Annotated in this window: 21 protein-coding genes; 14 read left to right on the forward strand and 7 right to left on the reverse strand. The window is 69.1% G+C overall.

Annotated elements, in window-relative coordinates:
- Positions 1–55 precede the first annotated feature (55 nt).
- Complete coding sequence (locus ACFVYN_RS22630) at positions 56–418, reverse strand: DsrE family protein (protein WP_123990152.1); 363 nt, start codon at positions 416–418, stop codon at positions 56–58.
- Between the two features lie 551 nt (positions 419–969).
- Here ACFVYN_RS22630 and ACFVYN_RS22635 point away from each other — a divergent pair.
- The 3 genes from ACFVYN_RS22635 to ACFVYN_RS22645 are packed head-to-tail and all read left to right on the forward strand — an operon-like array spanning position 970 to position 3,004.
- Positions 970–1,545: an FABP family protein gene (locus ACFVYN_RS22635; protein ID WP_390001248.1), complete on the forward strand. Its 576-nt coding sequence runs from the start codon at positions 970–972 to the stop codon at positions 1,543–1,545.
- A gap of 45 nt (positions 1,546–1,590) precedes the next feature.
- A complete protein-coding gene (locus ACFVYN_RS22640) occupies positions 1,591–2,028 on the forward strand; it encodes a Fur family transcriptional regulator (RefSeq protein ID WP_057608747.1) in 438 nt (145 codons plus the stop codon).
- 10 nt (positions 2,029–2,038) lie between these two features.
- Complete coding sequence (locus tag ACFVYN_RS22645) at positions 2,039–3,004, forward strand: YgfZ/GcvT domain-containing protein (protein ID WP_390001249.1); 966 nt, start codon at positions 2,039–2,041, stop codon at positions 3,002–3,004.
- A gap of 17 nt (positions 3,005–3,021) precedes the next feature.
- Here ACFVYN_RS22645 and dtd read toward each other — a convergent pair whose 3' ends face one another.
- On the reverse strand, positions 3,022–3,447 hold the full coding sequence (gene dtd, locus ACFVYN_RS22650) for a D-aminoacyl-tRNA deacylase (protein ID WP_069765012.1): 426 nt from the start codon (positions 3,445–3,447) through the stop codon (positions 3,022–3,024).
- 158 nt (positions 3,448–3,605) lie between these two features.
- Between dtd and ACFVYN_RS22655 the strand changes: the two genes are divergently transcribed.
- Positions 3,606–4,193 (forward strand): aerial mycelium formation protein, encoded by a 588-nt coding sequence (locus ACFVYN_RS22655; RefSeq protein WP_390001251.1) that lies wholly within the window; start codon positions 3,606–3,608, stop codon positions 4,191–4,193.
- An 82-nt stretch (positions 4,194–4,275) separates the two neighbouring features.
- On the forward strand, positions 4,276–5,526 hold the full coding sequence (locus ACFVYN_RS22660; RefSeq protein ID WP_390001253.1) for a GNAT family N-acetyltransferase: 1,251 nt from the start codon (positions 4,276–4,278) through the stop codon (positions 5,524–5,526).
- A gap of 263 nt (positions 5,527–5,789) precedes the next feature.
- On the opposite strand, the gene ACFVYN_RS22665 is transcribed toward ACFVYN_RS22660, so the two are convergent.
- Positions 5,790–5,975 carry a hypothetical protein gene (locus ACFVYN_RS22665; RefSeq protein WP_390001254.1) on the reverse strand — a complete coding sequence of 62 codons (186 nt, stop codon included), beginning with the start codon at positions 5,973–5,975 and terminating at the stop codon, positions 5,790–5,792.
- A gap of 184 nt (positions 5,976–6,159) precedes the next feature.
- Between ACFVYN_RS22665 and ACFVYN_RS22670 the strand changes: the two genes are divergently transcribed.
- Positions 6,160–7,077: a winged helix-turn-helix domain-containing protein gene (locus tag ACFVYN_RS22670; RefSeq protein WP_390001256.1), complete on the forward strand. Its 918-nt coding sequence runs from the start codon at positions 6,160–6,162 to the stop codon at positions 7,075–7,077.
- A gap of 35 nt (positions 7,078–7,112) precedes the next feature.
- On the opposite strand, the gene ACFVYN_RS22675 is transcribed toward ACFVYN_RS22670, so the two are convergent.
- A complete protein-coding gene (locus tag ACFVYN_RS22675) occupies positions 7,113–7,301 on the reverse strand; it encodes a hypothetical protein (RefSeq protein WP_031056585.1) in 189 nt (62 codons plus the stop codon).
- Positions 7,302–7,473: 172 nt separating this feature from the next.
- On the opposite strand from ACFVYN_RS22675, the gene ACFVYN_RS22680 reads away from it, so the two are divergent.
- The 7 genes from ACFVYN_RS22680 (at position 7,474) to ACFVYN_RS22710 (ending at position 16,316) form a co-directional block, all read left to right on the forward strand.
- Entirely contained in the window at positions 7,474–8,352 is an 879-nt protein-coding gene (locus ACFVYN_RS22680) for a winged helix-turn-helix domain-containing protein (protein WP_390001258.1), read from the forward strand.
- A complete protein-coding gene (locus ACFVYN_RS22685) occupies positions 8,352–9,089 on the forward strand; it encodes an HAD family hydrolase (protein ID WP_390001260.1) in 738 nt (245 codons plus the stop codon). Before ACFVYN_RS22680 ends, ACFVYN_RS22685 begins: the two co-directional genes overlap by 1 nt.
- A gap of 173 nt (positions 9,090–9,262) precedes the next feature.
- Positions 9,263–10,138: a GntR family transcriptional regulator gene (locus tag ACFVYN_RS22690; RefSeq protein ID WP_390001262.1), complete on the forward strand. Its 876-nt coding sequence runs from the start codon at positions 9,263–9,265 to the stop codon at positions 10,136–10,138.
- Positions 10,139–10,427: 289 nt separating this feature from the next.
- Positions 10,428–12,608: a phosphotransferase gene (locus ACFVYN_RS22695; protein ID WP_390001264.1), complete on the forward strand. Its 2,181-nt coding sequence runs from the start codon at positions 10,428–10,430 to the stop codon at positions 12,606–12,608.
- An 83-nt stretch (positions 12,609–12,691) separates the two neighbouring features.
- Positions 12,692–13,579 (forward strand): hypothetical protein, encoded by an 888-nt coding sequence (locus ACFVYN_RS22700; RefSeq protein ID WP_390001267.1) that lies wholly within the window; start codon positions 12,692–12,694, stop codon positions 13,577–13,579.
- Positions 13,580–13,610: 31 nt separating this feature from the next.
- Positions 13,611–14,219 (forward strand): TetR family transcriptional regulator, encoded by a 609-nt coding sequence (locus ACFVYN_RS22705; protein ID WP_390001269.1) that lies wholly within the window; start codon positions 13,611–13,613, stop codon positions 14,217–14,219.
- A gap of 54 nt (positions 14,220–14,273) precedes the next feature.
- Complete coding sequence (locus ACFVYN_RS22710; protein WP_390001271.1) at positions 14,274–16,316, forward strand: HelD family protein; 2,043 nt, start codon at positions 14,274–14,276, stop codon at positions 16,314–16,316.
- A gap of 58 nt (positions 16,317–16,374) precedes the next feature.
- Here ACFVYN_RS22710 and ACFVYN_RS22715 read toward each other — a convergent pair whose 3' ends face one another.
- Complete coding sequence (locus tag ACFVYN_RS22715) at positions 16,375–17,223, reverse strand: nitroreductase/quinone reductase family protein (RefSeq protein WP_390001273.1); 849 nt, start codon at positions 17,221–17,223, stop codon at positions 16,375–16,377.
- 160 nt (positions 17,224–17,383) lie between these two features.
- Here ACFVYN_RS22715 and ACFVYN_RS22720 point away from each other — a divergent pair, with 160 nt between their 5' ends.
- The gene (locus tag ACFVYN_RS22720; protein ID WP_390001275.1) at positions 17,384–18,007 is read left to right on the forward strand and encodes an RraA family protein; all 624 of its coding nucleotides are present in this window, start codon (positions 17,384–17,386) and stop codon (positions 18,005–18,007) included.
- A gap of 246 nt (positions 18,008–18,253) precedes the next feature.
- Here the strand turns inward: ACFVYN_RS22720 and ACFVYN_RS22725 are convergent, their stop codons facing one another.
- Entirely contained in the window at positions 18,254–20,008 is a 1,755-nt protein-coding gene (locus tag ACFVYN_RS22725; RefSeq protein ID WP_390001277.1) for an ankyrin repeat domain-containing protein, read from the reverse strand.
- 65 nt (positions 20,009–20,073) lie between these two features.
- On the reverse strand, positions 20,074–20,524 hold a 451-nt coding region (locus tag ACFVYN_RS22730), incomplete at its 5' end, for a VOC family protein (RefSeq protein WP_390001279.1).

A 20,524-nucleotide genomic window follows, 5' to 3' on the forward strand; every position in this document is an offset into this window, starting at 1 on the left:
TTGTCGATCACCTGTGACAGGCCCCACCCGGCGGCTGCTCAATACCGGTCTCCGCTCAATAGACGAGCGCCTGCGTCCCGTCGGCGAGTGCCTCCTGGACGAACACCTGCGCGCCCGCGATCCGTACGCCCTCGATGACGTCCTTCTCCGTGATGTCCCGGCGGGCGGCGCACTGGGTGCACAGGGTGAGCCGCCCGCCCGCGAGAATCGAGTCCAGCAGGTCGGGCAGCGGCGCTGCGTGCGGCAGCTCGAACTCCGCGGCCCGCCCCGGCAGCGCGAACCACGCCGACTCCCCCGTCAGCCACAGCGACACGTCCACCCCGCTGGCCACGGCCACGGCCGCGACGGTGAACGCCTGCGAGCACCGCTCGGGGGCGTCGGCCCCGGCGGTCACCTTGATCACGAGCTTCTTCGCCATGTCCGAATCGTAATCAGCCCGGCCAGGGGAAGCGGCGCGAGCGGAGGCCGCGACGGTCGAGGAGGTCCGCCCGGTCCAGCCGGTCCGTCCCGTTCCTCCGGTCCAGCCGGTTCCTCCGTCCGGGGGCCGACCGCCGCGCCGCCGTGGGCGGACCACGCCACTGATCGCCGGCGCCGCCGAGGCCCGTCCACGCCGAGGCCTTCCCGGATCCGGCCGCCGTCGCGGGAATCACCCGCACCGCCTTCACCGAACCGAGGCCGTGCGGCGCCGAGCAGGTGCGGCAGGCCTGTCTCTCCGGTGACCCTCCAGTCCCAGCTCCCGGGCCGGGTCCCGTAGGGGAACCTCGCACCGTCCCCCGGGTCCCGGCCGCGTAAGCTGGGGCCCGGCCCGTGTACATGCACCGCACCCCGCTCATCCGAGGAGCACCCTGTGGAGATCTTCTTCGAAGCCCTGCTGGTCCTGGTCTGCGTCGGCGTTCTCGCCTTCTCGTACCTGACCGTGAAGAAGCTGTACCAGGGCCAGCGCTGATCCCCCTCTAGGAACCGCCACTCATGATCGAGATCCCGTCCGACCTCCACAAGGGCCTCGTCCCGCTCGCCTTCCTGCTCGGCAACTGGGCCGGCGCGGGCGTGCACGACTTCCCGGGCTCGGAGAAGTGCAACTTCGGCCAGGAGGTGACCTTCGGCCATGACGGCCGGGACTTCCTGGAGTACGAGTCCCACACCTGGGTGCTGGACAACGACGGCAACAAGGTCCGCCCGCTGGAGTCCGAGCACGGCTTCTGGCGCATCGACGCCGACCGCAAGGTCGAGGTGACGATGGTCCGCGACGACGGCGTCGTCGAGATCTGGTACGGCGAGATGGCCGCCCAGAAGCCGCAGATCGACCTGGTGACCGACGCCGTCGCGCGTACGGCCGCCTCGGGCCCGTACAGCGCCGGCAAGCGCCTGTACGGCTACGTCAAGAGCGACCTCATGTGGGTCGGCGAGAAGCAGACGCCCGAGGTCGAGCTGCGCCCCTACATGTCGGCCCACCTGAAGAAGGTCGTCACCCCGGAGGAGGTCGAGCGCTGGGCCAAGGCCCTCCCCGACGACCTGCCGGACGACGGGATCGCCTTCTTCAAGTAGTCCCGAGAAGTAGGTCCCGCGCCGAGAGGTCATAGACTTTCGGGTGTGGTGAGCACCGACTGGAAGAGTGACCTGAGGCAGCGCGGCTACCGGCTGACGCCGCAGCGCCAGCTTGTCCTCGAAGCCGTGGACACCCTGGAGCACGCGACCCCCGACGACATCCTCACGGAAGTGAAGAAGACGGCGTCGGGGGTCAACATTTCCACGGTCTACCGGACCCTGGAGCTCCTGGAGGAGCTCGGCCTTGTCAGCCATGCCCATCTGGGGCACGGGGCGCCGACGTACCACCTCGCCGACCGCCACCACCACATCCACCTGGTCTGCCGCGACTGCCAGAACGTCATCGAGGCGGACATCAAGGTGGCCGCCGACTTCACCGCGAAGCTCCGGCAGGAGTTCGGCTTCGAGACGGACATGAAGCACTTCGCGATCTTCGGCCGCTGCAAGGACTGCTCGCTCAAGGCTTCAACTACCGAGTCGTAGGCTTGGTCGTATGAAGAGCCCTCTGCTGTCCCTGCCCGGAGCCGTCCCCGCCGAGGGTGTGGACGAAGACGTCGCCGCGCACTACGGCGACCTGTTCCGTGAGCAGCGCGCCCTCGCCGACGGCACCGGATTCGTCGACCTCTCGCACCGCGGGGTCGTGTCCGTCACCGGCGAGGACCGCCTCAGCTGGCTGCACCTGCTGCTCACCCAGCACGTCAGCGACCTGCCCACGGGCCAGGCCACCGAGGCACTGATCCTCTCCGCGCACGGGCACATCGAGCACGCGCTGTACCTCGTCGACGACGGCACGACCGTGTGGGCGCACGTCGAACCCGGCACCCAGGACGCGCTGATCGCGTACCTGGAGTCGATGAAGTTCTTCAACCGGGTCGACGTCGCCGACCGCACCGACGAGTTCGCGATCGTCCACCTGCCCGCCGGTTCCATCGCCGAGGTGCCGGACGGGGTCGTCGTACGCGAGACGTCGTACGGCCGCGATCTGTTCCTGCCGCGCGGGGACCTGGAGTCGTACGCCGAGAAGGCCGGCCCCGCGGCCGGTCTGTTCGCCTACGAGGCGCTGCGCGTCGAGCAGCACCGCCCCCGCCTCGGCTTCGAGACCGACCACCGCACCATCCCGCACGAGCTGGGCTGGATCGGCACCGCCGTGCACCTGCAGAAGGGCTGCTACCGGGGGCAGGAGACCGTCGCCCGTGTCCAGAACCTCGGCAAGCCGCCGCGGCGCCTGGTCTTCCTGCATCTGGACGGCAGCGAGGTGCACCTGCCGCCCGCGGGCGCCGACATCCGGCTCGCGGACGAGGGGCCCGACGGCCGCAAGATCGGTTTCGTGACGACGTCCGTACGGCATCACGAGCTCGGTCCGGTCGCGCTCGCCCTGGTCAAGCGGAACGTCCCGCTGGACGCGCGGCTGGTCGTCGACGCGACGGCCGCGGCCCAGGAAGTCGTCGTGGAGCCGTAGGACCTTTCTGCGCGGCTTCACATCTCCAGCAGGACCGTGAACGGGCCGTCGTTCGTCAGGGACACCCGCATCCGCGCGCCGAAGCGGCCGGTGGCCACCGTCGCGCCCAGGGCGCGGAGCTGGGCGACGACCTCGTCGACGAGCGGCTCGGCGATGTCGCCGGGGGCGGCGGCGTTCCAGGTGGGGCGGCGGCCCTTGCGGGCGTCGCCGTACAGGGTGAACTGGCTGATCACCAGCAGCGGGGCGTCGATGTCGCTGCACGACTTCTCGTCGTGCAGCATCCGCACCGACCAGAGTTTGCGGGCGAGTTGGGCCGCCTTCTCCTTGGTGTCCTCGTGGGTGACCCCGACCAGGACGCACAGTCCCTCGCCGCTGATCTCCCCGACCGTCTCACCGTCGACGACGACGCTCGCGCCGTCCACCCTCTGCACCACTGCACGCATGTGCCCATCATGCCGGTCGCGCGGGAAGGGTCCGTGTTCGGGTTTGTTTTTGATCCTTAACCCCCCATCTGGGGCCGTTCGGGGGCACTCGGTCACATAGCGGCCACTTGGGGTGGCACGATGCTTCCACACGCCGGTCGAGGGGACGGTAGAGGCGCATGAGCACACCGAGTACCGGGCGGCTGGACAGTCGACGGCCGCCCACACAACGAACGGACAGCCCGCTGCTGCCCCCGGAGCCACCCGACCAGGAACTCGCCACGCTGAGCCTGCCCGAACTGCGCAGCCTGCGCCGGGACGCCCAGCGCGACGAGGCCGACCTCAGCTATGTCCGACGGCTGCTGCAGGGCCGTATCGACATCCTCCGCGCGGAACTGCTGCGCCGGTCCCCGACGGGCTCGGTGCTCGAACGGCTCCCGGAGGCCTCCGTGGTCGACCGGCTCCCGGAGATCCTCACCGACGCCCCGGCCCGCCACCGCTCCTCGGCCCGCCACGTCAGGCTGGGCACCCCGCACAGCGAGGAGTACCGGCTGCTGGCCGCCGAGATGCTCGCCGAGGTCGAGCTCTCGGACCTCTCCGCGCGGACCGACCTGGAACTGAGCACCGCGATGGGCCGCCTCGTGCGCTACGAACAGCGGGTGTCGGTGCGCCGGCAGCGCTTGCAGCGGACGGCGGACGAGTGCAGCGGGGAGATCGCGCGGCGGTACCGGGAGGGGGAGGCGCAGGTGGAGGACCTGCTGACGTAGGGGTACTCGACGGGGGAGCGCGCGGCCGTCCGGATGCGGAAACCGACGCGACACCCCCACCCCGCCCGCCTACCGTGGCCCCATGAGCGCCCCAGCCGACATCGACGTCCGTCCGGTCACCGAGGCCGAGTACTCCGAGTGGCTGCGTGCCGTGCGGGCCGGGTTTCTGCGGGAGCCCGTGGTGACGGCGGCCGAACTGGAGGCCCGTGGGCGGCAGTTCGAGCCCGGGAGGGTCATCGGGGCTTTCGACGGGGATCGTTGCGTGGCGACCTTCCGTTCCTTCGCGCAGGAGGTGACGGCGGTCGGGGGCCGGCTCGTGGCCGCCGACGCGATAACCGCCGTCACTGTGACCGCCACCCACCGCCGACGCGGCCTCCTGACCCGCATGATGACCCAGGACCTCGCCGCCGCGAAGGAGCGCGGAGACGTCCTGGCCACGCTGATCGCCGCCGAGTACCGGATCTACGGCCGCTACGGCTTCGGCCCCGCCACCTCGGCCTCCGAGTGGACGATCGACGTCCCGCGCGCCGGTCTCGACCCCCGTGGCCCGGATCTGGACGGCGGCCGTATCGACCTGGTGGACCCCGACGACGTACGCAAGCTCGGTCCCGAACTGCACGACCGGATGCGCCGGGCCACGCCGGGGGCGATCAGCCGGGACGACTGGTGGTGGCAGTTGAACACGGGTGCGGTGCGCCCCGACCCGGAATGGACCGAGCCGTTCTTCGCGGTGTACCGGGCGCCGGATGGCACGGCCGAGGGGCTGATGGCGTACGAGGTCGACGACAAGTGGGCCGACACCATGCAGCCGTCGAACACGGCGAGCGTGCGGGGCCTGATCGCCTCGACCCCGGCCGCCGAGCGCGCGCTGTGGCACCACCTGTGCTCGATCGACTGGGTCATGCGGGTCAAGAGCGGCTGGCGGGCCCCCGACGACCTGCTCCCGCACCTGCTGCCGAACCCCCGGGCGGCCCGGACCAGCATGCAGGCGGACTGGATGTGGGTGCGGATCCTGGATGTCGTACGGGCCCTGGAGGCGCGGACGTACGAGGGGGAGGGGGAGCTGGTGCTGGAGGTACTGGACGGGTCCGGGATCGCCGGTGGCCGCTACCGGCTGGAGGCCTCGCCCGCCGGGGCCACCTGTACGGCGACGACACGGAGCGCGGATCTCACCCTCGACGTAGGGGAGTTGGCGACGCTGTGGCTCGGAGACGAGTCGGCGGTGCGGCTCGCGGCGCTGGGGCGGGTGCGGGAAGAACGAGCGGGCGCCGGCCGGGGGGCCGACGCCCTGCTGCGCACGTCCAGGCGGCCTTGGTGCCCGGACATGTTCTGACGCTCCCTTCCGAGGGGACGGGTGGGCGGTGTTCTTGGTAGTGCCTGGTGGTGCCTGGTGGTGCTCTCGCATCCGTAGCGAGCTGTTCAGTTGTGGCTGTTCAGTTGTGGCGGTTCAGTTGTGACTGTGCGGGTGGGTGCAGCTGTCGCTGCTGTTCAGTTGTCGGTGTTCAGTTGTGGCTGTGCAGACCGACCGGGCTCCCGGCTCCCCTCCAGGGGGGAGCCCGGTCAGCCGGATCCTGGGCCCCGCGGGGCGGGAGGACGTCATCCGGACTGGGCGAGCAGCATCACGAGGATGACCGCTCCGATGCCACCGATCGCGATGTTCTTGGACTTGACGCCGATCGTCAGGGCGACGAACGCGACGATGCCCATCGCGCCCCACTTCCACTGGACGAGTGCCTCGAAGCCGACGGCGAGAGCGGCGAGGGCGAGGGCGATGAACGGCATGACGGTCCCCCTTCGGGACGATGGTCCCCGTCGACCACCGAGGTGGCCAACCTTGTGAAGCTTTGACCATGTTTCTCAAGGTTGACCAAGTTGGCGACCAACTTCACTGTACTTATCTCCGCTTGGAAGCGGCTCATAACCACCTCGCAGTGAACTGCCCAAAGATGGCGGGAAGTTGTAGTGTTTGGTCGTGGACCCCGAACACGCCTCCGTCAATGGGCGGAAGAGGTCGCAGCGGCCACAGACGTCACATCACGAGGTGGCCGACGAGCTCCGCGCCCGGATCAGGTCCGGCACGCTGCGGGCAGGTCAGCGCATGCCCACACAGGCACGGCTGGCCGACGAGTTCGGGGTCGAGCGGGGGGTCGTACGGCAGGCGCTGTACCTGCTGCAGACGGAACATCTGCTCACCAACGTCTCCAAGGGAAGCCCGGCGACCGTCGCCCCCGACCTGGGGCTCAGCAGGGCGGGCACCGGTCCGGGAGCCGCTCCACAGCCCACGATGGTCACGCTCGGCCCCCGGATCGCCGCCGCCTTCGCGGCCCCGCACGTCGAGATAGACGCCCTGTGCCTGACGTCGGTGTCCCTGAACCTCGCCGTCGGCGAGGGGCTGCGACAGATCCACGCCGGACGACTGAATCCGGCCAAGATCGACGTCCGCGTCCTGCTCCCGGGCCGGGACATCGACCTCGCCTTCCCGGTGCCGGTCGGGGGCCGCCGTGACGACAACCCGGTCCACGAGCGCTGGCTGGCCCATCGCAACGCCCAGGTGCAGGTCCTCCAGCACAACCTCCTGGCCCTGCGCGCCACGCACGGCATAGACGTGCACGTCTCCTTCCGCGCCCTGCCCTTCACGCCGCCGGTGAAGCTGTACCTGCTGAACGGCATGGAGGCGCTCTTCGCGTACTACACGCTGACCCGCCGCAAGGAGGAGATCGACGACGAGCACCTGGAGCTGTACGACTCCGAGGGCACCCAGTCGATGCTGTTCGCCTTCGAACAGGGCGCCGGCCTGCGGGACACGACCTTCGTGGAGCAGTCCCACCTGTGGTTCAACGCACTGTGGGAGACGATCAGTTCGGAGCTGGTGCTCACGATCTGAGGTCTCCCACAGGGGTGGATCCGGTTGCGCTCGGGTCATAGCGCCGGTCCCGCGACCAGCAGAGCGAGCACCACGGCCCCGACCGAACTGATGGCGGGGTTCTTGGCCTTGAGACCGATGGTGAGCAGGAGCATCCCGATGATGCCGCTGGCACCGTACTTCCACTGCAAGGTCTGCTCGACGCCGACGACGAAGACGGCGGAGAGGAGGGCGAGGGCCGGCATGGTGGTTCCCCCTTCGGGCATCGGGCTGGGCGGGGCGGGCGGTGATGCGGAGGCAAAACTTCCACCAACTTAATGAAGTTGGCAGCCAACTCTACCTATGTTGTCCCCACTTGGTTGGGGTTGATAAACAACTTCGGAACAACTCCCCGTAGATGGATTGGAGTTGTACCGTTTGGTCGTGACTCAGGAGAACGTGGCAGTGAACGGCAGCAGAAGGCTCTCGCCCCAGGAAATCGCCGACATCCTGCGTGAGCGCATCCGCACGGGTGACCTCAAGGCCGGCGACCGCCTCCCCACCCAGGCCGAGCTCGCGGAGGAGTTCGGGGTGGAACGGGGCGCGGTCCGCCAGGCGCTGCGCGCGCTGCAGGAGGACGGGCTGCTCAGCAATGTGAGCAAGGGGAGCCCGCCGCGGGTCGCCGAGGTGCCGGTCGCCCAGGGCGGCCCGCAGCCGACGATGGTGGCCCTGGCGCCCCGACTGGCCGAGGCGTTCGCCGGCCCGCACGTCCGAATCGACGCGGCCTGCCTCACGGCGGAGTCGCTGATGGTGGCCTTGAGCGAGCCGGTCCGCCTCATTCACGAGGGCCGGATCCACCCCGAGTCCATCGACGTCCGCATCCTGCTGCCCTCCCGCGACATCAACCTGGCCTTCCCGGTCCCGGTCGAGGCCCCCGACGACGACAACCCGGTCCACCAGCGCTGGCTGGAGATGCGCAACGCCCAGGGTCACGTCCTGCGCCACAACCTCCGGTCGTTGCGGTCCTCCCACGGGATCGACGTCAAGGTCGGATTCCGGGCGCTGCCGTTCACTCCGCCGGTGAAGCTGTACCTGCTCAACGGCGTGGAGGCGTTGATCGCGTACTACATGGTGGCGCGCCGGGAGGAGGCCACCGACACCGGAACGCTCGACATGTACGACGTCCTCGGCACGGAGTCCCTCCTCTTCTCCTTCACGAAGAGCGCCGGCGAACGGGACGCCGCGTTCGTCGTCCAATCTCAGAAGTGGTTCGACGCCCTCTGGGAAACCATCACGACGGACCTGACACTCTCTTAGTGACCTCTGATACGACGCAGACTGAACTGGTGACCGAAGAGATCGAAACGCTGCGAGAGCTGGCCGCACGTGCACGTGTCGTGCTCTGGGACTTCGACGGGCCCATATGCCGTCTGTTCGCCGGGCACGCGGCGGACAAGGTGGCGGACGACCTGGTGGACTGGCTGGAGAGCCGTGGTCTGCACGGCCTGCTCACGGAGGGCGAGCGGCGATCCCTGGACCCGCATGTCGTGCTGCGCGCCGTCGACCGCAGGCACCCCGGAAGCGACCTGGTTGCCGAGTTGGAGGAACGTTTGACCCAGGAGGAGCTGCGGGCCACGGCGTCCGCGATGCCCACGCCGTTCGCCGATCCGCTGATCCGTACCTGGAAGGCTGTGGGGTCCCGTCTGGCGATCGCCACCAACAACTCACCCCGGGTGGTCCGCGAGTATCTGGCGACTCGCGGTCTCATTTCCTGTTTCGCCCCCCATATCTACGGCCGCACACAGGAGCTCGACCACCTCAAGCCCGACCCGCACTGTCTGAACCGTGCTCTGAGTGCCATGGGGTCGGCTCCGGCGGCAGCGCTCATGATCGGAGACACCCCGTCGGACCTGTTTGCGGCCAACGAGGCCGGCGTCTCCTTCCTCGGCTACGCGCGTAACGAGTACAAGCAGAAGATGCTCAGGGATGCGGGTGCCACAACGATCGTCGACTCGCTCGAGCCCCTCCTGGAAGCAGTCCGCATTCAGGCCTGAGTCATCAGCAGCGGGCAGAACTCCCAGCACCCCGAGTTGCGACCGGGAAATTGGCTGACTGATCTGAAAGTGGTCTCCCTGCCGTTTCTGATCCCTAAACCGGCGGGCCTCCAAAGGGGGGCGGTTGGCCGGTAACTGGTTTGTCGCTGGCCGGGTGGCCGTACGGTCGGCATGTGGATACACAGCAGACGACCGGTGACGGCGGGGGCAGAGAGTTCCAGCGGGTGGCCGACGAGTTGCGTGGGCGGATGACCGACGGAACGTATCCGATGGGCTCGTTCCTGCCCTCGCAGCGCGACCTCGCCGAGGAGTTCGGGGTCTCCCGGGACACCGTTTCTCGGGTCATGCGGGAGTTGGTCAACGAGGGCTGGGTCGAGACCCGACAGGGCAGTGGTTCGCGGGTGATCAAGACCCAGCGCATTCAGTCCTCTACGCCGAAGGCCAGCAGGTCGCGTCACGGCACGACCCTGGGACCGCTCATAAGCGAAGCCTTCGAACAGCCTGAAGTCACGCTGGACGTCTCCACTTTGACGTCGGAGTCCCTCGACGCGCACATTCGTCTACAGGCGGAACGCATCCGGGGCGGCTACATCGCCCCGCAGCGCATCGTCCTGCGCATGCTCCTGCCCGACGCGACACTGCCCTTGCCGTATCCGCAGGTCAAGCACGACAGGAACGACTCCCGTCTGCGGGAGCGGCTGCGGCGTATCGCCGAGGTGCACACGGCATCACTCGAGGAGTCGCTGAGGGCCCTGCAGACCGAGGAGTTCGTTCCCTCTGTCGATGTACGCATTCATCGCACACCGTTGACCCCCACCTTCAAGCTCTACTTGTTCAACGGAGTCGAAGCGCTGCACGGCCCGTACGAAGTGATCGAGCGAAAGATCGTTCTGGACTCGGACGAGGAGATCACCGCGTTGGACGTTCTCGGCCTCGGAGCCACTCTCACGCACCATGTGAAGGACGAGGACCCGAACTCTCCGGGCACCGTCTTCGTGGACAGCATGCAGAAGTGGTTCGACTCGGTGTGGAACCTGCTCTCCGAATGATCGAAGAGCGACGTCGTCGAGCCCGGCCCGGAGAGCAGGGCGCAGCCCTGGTGAACGCCCTCGGCCCGTAACAAACCTGCTGTAGCATGCCCGCACTGACTGAGCAATCGCTCGGCTTCGTTCGTATCAATAGGCCAAGAGCCGACCTCGAACGACCTCGCCCCACCTCACGCAGATGAGTGGCAATCCACTCGTTGTGGCCCCCTTTGCGCCGTGCTGTCGCGCGCGGCGCCTACCTCCGTGCTAACCGTTTGTCATATCCTTCCGCCTCGTCGTACCGGAGCAGCCAGTGGGCGCACCTCGTAATCCTCGTCTCTCTGCCGGGGAGCGCGCCACGCTTGACACCACCTGCGGGGAGTTCATCGGGCAGGCCGCGAAGAGCGGTCGGGCAAGCAGCGGCCATCACAATCAGAACTATGTGTTGCCGCTGACGAAGCCGATGGCACAGCTCCTCGAACTCTCGGTCGGTACCTCCGTGACGGTACGCATCCGGCGCACCGAGGTGTTGCCGGTGGTGATCCGGACCTGGCAGAACGAGGCTGAGATCCTTGATGCCATCAAAGAAGTGCTTCCGCATGTGCCGAAGTGCCTCGCCAGATGGGACCACATCGCCATCCACAGCTATGTGGAAGGTGCGCCGCTGTCCAGCATCTGTGCGAACGGAAAACCCGTAGACACCCTGCTGATCAGGGAGCTGGCGGATCTCTTCGCCCAGATGGCCCAGGTAAGGCGGGGCGTTCTGCCGCCGCTGCCGCCGCTCTGGCCTCGGAACCACACTGACAGCCAGGCATTTCTGCATACCTTGGTGCACCTGGCGGACCAGCAGATCCGAAAGCCCAACGGCGCGGCCTTCGGCGGACTGTTCGCGGCGCTCGGCATCCCCGAGGACGCCCTGCTGCGGCTGGCCGAGCGAGTTCCCGCCATGGCCCGTCGGCCGTACAGCCTCCTCCACGCGGACCTGCACCGCGACAACTTGATCGTGTACGACCGGGTCTCGCCTCTCACCTGCGTCGACTGGGAGCTGGCGACTTACGGAGATCCGCTGCACGACCTCGCGATCCATCTCGTGCGCATGCAGTACCCCGCTCACCAGTGGGACGAGGTGATCGATGCCTGGGCGGAGGCCATGCAGGAGGCACGTCCCGCCGCCGTGAGCGGTCTTGCCAGAGATCTTCGGCATTACCTCGCCTTCGAACGCGCCCAGTCGGTGTACCCGGACGTGATGCGGGCGGCGCGGTCTCTGGAGGAGTCGTCCACGAGTACGCGTCTGGAAGCGGCCACCGCGGAGGTGCGCCGGGCTCTGGAGGCGGCGGCAGAACCGTTGCAGCTTCGGAAGGTGCCCGGCGAGGGAGAGATCGAAAGGACTCTCTACCGCTGGCTTGCCTCCCGAAGTGACCGGGTTCGTGGTGGCCGGGGGCGTATCGCGAGGGTCGTCTGGCAGGCGGACCGCCGTCTGGCCGAGCATCCGGACTTTCCCGTGCATGCTGTGCGAGAGGCCCTGGTCGCAGAGGGAGCAGCAGCTGCTGGTCGAGTGTTCAAAGGGACTGCGCATCTCAACACTGTGGTGTGGTCGTCAGACATAGATGCTCCTGTGGTGGTTCGGCGGAAACTGCCCGATGTATGCCGTCGGGAGACCGGATTCCTCAGTGAGCATGCGGTGCTCCGGGCCATCGAAAAGGCGAAAGTGGCCGTCGCGGCCCCGAAGGTCCTGGCGCTGGGCGAGAGCTACCTCAATGATCCCTTCGCCATCCACACCTACGTCGGACCTCGCGATATCGACGACCAGCCCCCCAGTCATCCGGTGCACGGTTTGATGCCTCATGAGGCCGATGGGCTTGTCGACCAGCTCTGTGCCCTGACCAGAGTGGACTACAAACAGCTCGATCCGGCCTCCGGCAAAGGTGCTTTCAACGATTGGCTGAAAAGCCAATTGGTGCAGCTGGTAGGTGACTTGCCCAAGGAGTCACGGCAACTCGCCCGTCTGCTGGGGCTGCCTGACGCCAGCCGTCTCGAACAGATTCTTGCGCGCTACGAGGTGAGCCATCGGCAGCCCGCTCTGCTGCACGGTGACCTGAACCCGTGGAACCTGGTGCGACGCGACGACAAGCTCGCGGTGACCATCATCGACTGGGAGATGGCACTCGTCGGCGACCCGCTCTACGACCTGGTCCGTCACATGCACCTGACGCCGACCCGCAAAGAGGTACGGGACCGGATGTTCCGGCGTTGGGAGCTGGCGTTGCCGGATTGGTACACCCGCAACTGGCGCACGGACTGGCGGGTGTACCGGACGTTGGAGATCGTGCGATCCGCCTACGTCGACCTCGACCGGATCGTGACCGGCGCGAGCCTGGACGCTCCGAACGTGAAGCGGGCGGTCGATTCCTATGCGGTGACTCTCGCGGTCGCCACAGGGGCACTCGGCCTCCCGGTTCGCTCGACGCCGTATCTGGCCCGAGCGCTTGCGTAAAGGTCCAGGACGGCGTCGATTCCGTGACCTCCACGGGTATATGACGTTCCATCGGGTACGTCAGTGCCGACGAGGGGACGGGCATGGCGGAGCGCAACGGTGGATCGTCGGACGCTGGGTTCGGAGCGCGGCTGAGGCGCTATCAGGAGCGCTTCGAACCCCTGGTGACACGAACTCTGTTGGTGTGCATCTTCGTCACAGGCCTGACCGCACAGTTCGTCAAGCCGGTCGGTGACGCACTGGAGGGCAAGGCGTTCCTCGGAGGCGCTCTGCTCAGCCTGGTCGGCTACGTGTTGTACGACGCGGTGAAAGAGCTCTCCTCTGCTGTCCGGGTGCCCACCCGGGCCTTGGTGAATTCCAGCGAACTCGGCAGCTTCGTCAGTGACGCCTTCCAGGCGCGGAGGGTGGAGATCAGCTTCCTCGGCTACACCGGGGAGACGCTCTACAACGAGCTGTACCACCGCCTTGAGGGGCTTTTCGACAATCCGGGCCCTACGCGGAAGGTCTCGGTGCGCATGCTCGTTCCGGACTTCGGGCAGCCCATGACCGTGCCGGCCAGGGTGGGCGAGGACGGCCGTCCCGTGGACGACCCGGCGTTCCGCGACCGCATGGCACGACGTTGCCAGGAGTACGACGGCATACTGTCCGACATCGCGGAACGTCTCAGCGCGACCGGCCGGCTGACCGTTCAGTGCGAGTACCGCTTCTGTCCCGGCATCCCACGAGACAAGATCTGCATCTTCAATCGAAGCCAGGTCCTGCATGGTCTCTACGACCTGTCCGCTCGTATGCGCCTGCATCACATGGGCCCGGAGTTCTACGACCCCAAGGGCTACAGAACCGACCTCAACGTCTGGTCCCGGGAGGGCACGGCTGCTGCCGAAGCCGCTGTTTCCACGTGGATCAAGCACTTCGACGATCTGTGGGAACTCGCCACGGTGCCGGAATGGCCACAGGGAGCCGTCGCCTGAAGGGCCTGGCCGGTGTGCGTAGGCTCACCCCATGACCGCCCCCGGCCTGCGTGAGCGCAAGAAGCAGCGGATGTACGAGAACGTGTCCGAGATCGCCATCCGGCTCTTTCTGGAGAAAGGCTTCGACGCCGTCTCCGTCGCCGAGATCGCCGCCGCCGCCGAGATCTCCAAGCCCACCCTCTTCCGGTACTTCCCGGCCAAGGAGGACCTCGTCCTCCACCGGATCGCCGATCACGAGGACGAGGCCGCGCGGGTCGTGGTCCAGTCGGACGAGGCGCCCCTCGTCGCCCTTCGGCGGCATTTTCTCGAAGGCTTGCAGCGGGGCGACCCCGTCACCGGGCTCAATGATCACCCCGCCGTCCTCGCCTTTCACTCGCTGCTCTACGGCACCCCCGCCCTCGTCGCCCGGGCCCACGGGCACATGGAGCGGCAGGAGGCCGCGCTCGCCGAGGTGCTCGGAGGAGATCTGGACGCGCGGCTGGCCGCCGGGCAGATCATCGCCGTGCGGCGGGTTCTCGCAATGGAGAACTGGCGGCGGATCGCCGAGGGGGAGACGGTCGAGGACGTACGGGGGGACGCCGTGGCCGCGGCCGAGCGGGGGTTCGGGGTATTGGCGGACGGGTTGCCCTGGCTCACCTGAGTGAGACTGAGTAAAAGATTTAACCCTGTCTCATTTTCGCGTACGCTCGTCTCCATGACGTCAGCCGACCCCGCTTCCCCCATCGCCCTGAAAGAGGCCCTCCACCGCGAGCGCTGCCACCACGACCGGTGCCGTACCGCTCTTGCCGCCATGGTCGACGGGGCGCAGGAGCAGGTCGTCGTCGGTGCGGACGTCTCCGCCTCCGGAGCGGACGCCGAAGTCCTCGGGTATCAGCTGCGCAGTCAGGCCAAGGAGATGCGGGAGCTGCCCGAAGGGCCGTTGTTCTTCGGCAAGTTGGAGTTCGACCGGGGCGACCACGCCGGGCAGGCGTATCACCTGGGCCGGCTGCGGATCAGCGAGCATCCCGCCGCCCCGCCCCTCGTCGTCGACTGGCGTGCGCCCGTCTCCCGCGCCTTCTACCAGGCGAGCGCCCACGATCCGCAAGGGGTCGCCGTGCGGCGGCGGTTCGGGTGGGCGCCGGGGAGCACAGGGGACTCCGCCGACCTCACCGGGCTGGAGGACGAGCACCTGGGCAACGGGGAGTCGGGGCCCAGCGCCATCGTCGCCCGGGAGATCGAACGGCCCCGCGTCGGGCCCATGCGGGACATCGCCGCGACCATCCAGCCCGAGCAGGACGATCTCGTACGGAGCGACCTCAGCGTTTCCGTGTGCGTCCAGGGTGCTCCCGGAACCGGCAAGACCGCCGTCGGGCTGCACCGGGCCGCCTACCTCCTCTACACCCACCCGCAGCGCATGCGGCGCGGCGGGCTCCTCGTCCTCGGGCCCAACCGGACCTTCCTCTCCTACATCTCCCAGGTGCTGCCCGCGCTCGGCGAGAGCGGGGTGCGGCAGTCCACGCTCCAGGACGAGATCGCCCGCCACCCGGTCACCGCCACCGACGCCCACCCCGCAGCCGTCCTCAAGCACGATCCCCGCATGGCGGAGGTGCTGCGCCGGGCGCTCTACGCACGGGTGTCGAGCGAGGGCGTCAACTCCCTGGAGATCCCGGACGGTTCGTACCGGTGGCGGGTCGGTGCCGGTGAGCTCGCGCGGATCGTGGCGGACGTACGACGGGAGGAACCGCCGTACGGGGTCGGGCGGGAGCGGGTGCGCGGGCGGGTTTTGCGCAGTGTGCAGTTGCAGGCCGAGCGGCGGGCCGGGCCGCAGAACGGCGCCTGGGTGCAGCGGGTTTCGCGGTCCCGGGTGATGGGGGCGTTCCTCGACACCGTGTGGCCCAAGGTGCGGCCCGAGGAGGTGGTGGCCGAACTGCTCGGCGGAGGTGAGGGGTTGGTGGTCGCCGCCGAGGGGATCCTCGACGCCGAGGAGCAGAAGAACCTGCTGTGGGCCAAGCCGCCGAGGTCGTGGAAGTCGGCGCGGTGGTCGGCGGCCGATCTGGTACTGCTCGACGAGGTCGCCGGGCTGGTGGAGCATCCCGAGGGGTACGGCCATCTCGTCGTCGACGAGGCGCAGGACCTGTCTCCGATGGAGTGCCGGGCGATCGCCCGCCGGGCCCGTTTCGGGTCGGTCACCGTGCTCGGGGACCTGGCGCAGGGGACCACGCCCTGGGCGGCCCGCTCGTGGCACACCGTCCTGCGGCACCTCGGCAAGCCGGACGCGGCCGTCGTACCGCTGACCCTCGGGTTCCGGGTGCCGCAGGCCGTCGTCGGGTTCGCCAACCGGCTTCTGGCACACCTGGATGTGGAGGTGCCGCAGGGGCGGTCCCTGCGCGGGGACGGGGAGTTGGCGATCCGGCGCACCTCCGTGGACGCCTTGCCAGGTGCGGTCGTGGACGCCGTACGGGACTCGCTCGCGTACGAAGGATCCGTGGGGGTCGTCGCGGCCGACGCCGACGTGGCACGCGTACGGCAGGCCCTCGACGCGGCCGGGATCGCCACCGCCGGGCCGGACGAACTGGGTGCGCGGGTGAGCGTCGTACCGGCCGGGGTGGTCAAGGGACTCGAGTACGACCATGTCGTGGCCGTAGAGCCGGCCACGATCGCGGAGGCGGAGGAACGGGGACTGCACCGGCTGTACGTCGTACTGACCCGGGCGGTGTCACGGCTGGTGGTGGTGCATGGGCGGCCGCTGCCGTTCTAGCGCGGCGGCCGCCCTGTCGGCACGGTCTGCACGGGGTGGCCGCCGGCCCGCCCGTAGGTCAGGTGCGGTCCAGGAGCGGGATCAACTGCTCCTCCTCGTATGTGAGATGAGCCTCCAGCTCGTTCGTCAGGCGGTCGACCTCCGTGCGGACGGAGTCGAGGTCGGTGCCGCCGGTGAGGGTCTGCCTCAACTCCTCCACCAGCGCGGCGATCTGTTCGTGCTCGGCACGCAGACGGTCGAGGGCCGGGCCCGCCTCCGGGTGGCGGTCGGCCAGGAACGGGAACAACGCCACGTCCTCGCCGGTGTGGTGGTTGTGCAGGCCCTGACAGAAGGTCAGGCAATTCACGCGGAGTTGGGCACCGAGGGTCACGCGGGTCCCGGAGGACAACTCCTTGCGGATCAGGGTGAGTTCGCGGCGGAAGGCGTCGTGGACGATCCTGATCGCCTCGCCCGGGGAGGCGGCGTTGATGTTCGGCGGGCCCGGCCGGGGGATCTCGTGCAGGGCGACCACGGGGAGGAGCCGGTCGGTCTTCTCCTGGTACACCGCCCAGCCGCGGTCCGACTCCACCGCCCGCGCGAAGGCCCGGTCCCGTTCCTCGCCCGCGAGGACGACCGCCTTCGCCTCGTAAGTGAACACACCGCTCTCCACGGTGACTTGAGGGTGTGCGACAAGGTTGCGGTACCAGTCGGGGTGGCGGGGGGAGCCGCCCGCCGAGGCGATCACGAGGATGCGGTCGCCGCCGTCGGGGAGGTAGCCGACGGGAGTGGTGTGCGGGGTGCCGGTGCGGGCGCCGGTGGTGGTGAGGAGGATCAGGCGGCCGCCCTCGAAGGGGCCGCCGACCCGGCCGTGGTTCGCGCGGAACTCGTCGATGATCCGCTGGTTGAAGTCCTGGATGGGGTTGGTCACTCTCTCTGCTCTCTCTGGTCTCCGGTCGTTTTCTGGAGGACTCAGAGAAAGGGGCGGGCTCCTGGCCCTGCCCGCCGGCCTCACTCAGAGGCCGGGCACCCAACTCGCTCACGGCACAAGGCCGACCCGGCAGTCATACACGCACGGTAACGTCCGGGGCATGATCGAGACCACCGAGTTTGCGGACATTCCCACGACCACCCTGGCCGATCTGCTCGGTCGAGACCAGGTCATGGACATCGGGATCCGGCCGCTGTGGGAGCCGGTGCCGAGGGTCGCGGGGCCCGCGTTCACCGTACGGTGCCCTCCCGGCGACAACCTCATGCTGCACGCGGCGATCCACCGGGCGCCGACCGGCTCGGTGATCGTGGTCGAGTCGGGGGACCTCGACTACGCCCTGGCCGGCGGAAACGTGTGTGCGGTCGCGCAGCGGCGGGGGATCGCCGGGTTCGTCCTCGACGGGCTGATCCGCGACCTCGCCGAGGTGCGCGAGGCCGGTTTCCCCGTCTTCGCGCGGGGTGTCATCCCGATCCCGGGCGCGAAGAAGGCCGTGGTGCCGCTGGGCGGGCGGGTGCGGTGCGGCGGGGTGCTGGTGGAGGCCGGGGACGTGGTGGTCGCCGGCGAAGAGGGTGTCGTGGCGGTCCCCGCCGCGCGGCGGGCCGATGTCCTCACCGCCGCCCGCGCCAAGCTGGCGAAGGAGGCGGCCGAGACGCTCGACGACTGGGAGGCGGCGCACCGGGCTCGTATCGACGAGATCCTCACGGAGGGCGGGTTCGAGGGGTGAGCGTGCTTCTCTTCCTGGACGTCGACGGGACGTTGCTGCCGTTCGGGGCGGCGGGGCCGTATCCGTCGTACGAGCCGGCCTTCCCGCTGCCGGATGCCGTCACCGGCCCCCCGCTTGCCGCGGCCGACATCGTCACTGGCCGTCCGCTGCCGGCGCGCGTGAACCCCGCGACCTGCGCGAGCCCGCCGGAGTCTTCGTGCCGTGCACACCGGGCGGGGCACGTCGAGCTCCCGGCAGGTCTCGTGATCAGTGCTGAAGTCCCGTCGGCAGGGCCACCCAGCGGCGCGGGGCCCGGTGGTCGACCGTGTCCCGCCCGTCGCTGATCCGCAGACCGGCCGCGGCGCAGCAGTAGGCGAGGATGTCGGCGCCGTAGGGGAACGTGTGATGGCGCTGCCAGAAACGGAAGGTCCAGTAGGCGGCAGGGTCCGAGTCGTGCGGCCGGAGACCGATCTCGTCGTACGCGACGACCTCGCCGTCGCGGGCCAGGGTGCCGAATGTGCCGCCCTTGGGGTTGAAGTAGACCCCGTAGGCGGTGGTGCCCGCCGATATCGCCCGCAGTACGGCGTTGTCGCTCGGCAGGTAGCCGTTCTGTGTGATCACACAGCCGCCGGGGGTGCCGTCGACGCCGGTGACGCCCACGTGGCGCAGGGACTCGTCGTAGTCCCCCGGCTCGAAGGGCGCGTGGTCGGGATCGGTCCTCGGGCACTGCGCGGGATCGGCGCCGAGCCGTCGTATCAGCTCGTCCTCGTCGAGGCCCTGGACAAAGCAGATGCCGAGGCCCTCGGTCCATATCTTCTGCGTGCCGAAGGCCGCGATGAGCGCGTCGGCCGCCTGTTGGGCGGCGACCTCCTCAGGCAGCAACTCCACCGCACCTGGCAGGTGTTGGACCAACGGGGCGAGAGGAGTGGTCAGCAGCAGGCGACCCGGTGACCAGTGTTCCGCCTGCGGTGTCCACACGTCCGCCCCGGCGTCGATCAGCGCGCGGATCGCGGCCTCGTCCATGCTGTGGACGGCGTACCAGAGCGGGGTGTGCTCCTCGTCGTCGCGTACGTCGACGTCCGCGACGTGCGGCAGGAGCGCGGCCACCGCTTCGGCCGAGCCCTGTTCCGCCGTGAGGTGCAGCGGGGTGGCGCCCTGCCATCCCACGTGGGCGTCGGGCGGTGCGCCTGCCTCCAGCCGAGCCCTGACCAGGGCCGCGTCGCCCCAGTCGGCGTAGCCCATGCGCTGCCAGTCGGGCCGCGGTACGTAGCGCTGCCGGGCCTCCTCCTCACGGCGTAAAGCCTCACGCTGACGCCGGTTGAGGGGCGGCGCCAGAAGTGCCGGGGGTCCGCTGACCTCAAAGGTCCCGAACGAACCCGTCGGCGCCTCCTGCTCCGGCGGCTCCAGTCCGGGCCAGACCTCGAACGCCCGGTGCGAGGCCGCACGGAGCGCGTCCGCGTCCACGGCAGTCCGGGTCTCGGGCACGCCCTCGTCCGGCCACTCGACGACCAACTGCGCCTGACCCGGCGGGGGAAGCTCCGGCAGATACAGGTCGACGTCCGTCTTGAACAGGGATCTGTGGGACTGGTGCAGGCCCGGATCCAGCGGGATCAGTCCCATCGCCTGCTCGGTAGCCGCCTCCCGCGCCTCTCCCTGCGACCCGGTGTACGGGATCCCGCGCGTCACCGTGCCGTCCAGCGAGGTCACCCGGCGGCCGTCGGAGAGAAGCAGCCCCACCCGCAGGCCGGACTGCCGCCGCTGGTCCCCGCCCTGTCTGCGGACCTTGCGGAACACCGCCAGATTCAAGGTGACCGACGCCGGCCACACGGACCACCCTGTCACCACGACCCGCGTCTCGGGCCCCGCACCGACCACTTCCAGCTGCGGCGACAGGGCGGGCGCGAACCGGTCGACGGGCGGCGCATACCGTCCCTCGTCCTCTCCCGGCGGCCATAACCGCACCAACACGGCCTGCCGGACGGCCGGTTCCTCAGCAAGCACCAGATCGTCAAAGAACCCCATGCGCCGAGCGTCGCACACGGCACTGACAATGCCCGGGGCCGTACGGAATCCGTAGAGGCCGGGCGTCAGGACGGGGCGAGGACGCAGAACTCGTGGCCCTCCGGGTCGGACAGGCACGTCCACGGGACCTCGCCCTGGCCGAGGTCGAGGTCGGTGGCGCCGAGGGCACGCAGCCGGGCCACCTCCGCGGCCCTGTCGTCACCGGGGTACGGCAGCAGGTCGAGATGGACCCGGTCCGGCACGGTCTTCACATCCGGGGTACGGAGGAACTCGAGATACGGGCCGGCTCCCGCGGCGGAACGCAACGTCGCCTGATCGTCGGTCACCTCGTGCGGGGTCCAGTCCGTCGCCTCGCCCCAGAACCGGGCCATGGCCCGCGGATCCACGCAGTCCACGACCACGGCGGCGATCGGCCCGGTGTCCCGGTAGACCTCCCGGGGCTCCAGTACGCAGAACTCGTTGCCCTCCGGGTCGGCGAGGACCGTCCACGGCACCTCGCCCTGTCCCACGTCGGCG

The organism is Streptomyces sp. NPDC058307, from assembly GCF_042880295.1.
GTDB lineage: Bacteria > Actinomycetota > Actinomycetes > Streptomycetales > Streptomycetaceae > Streptomyces.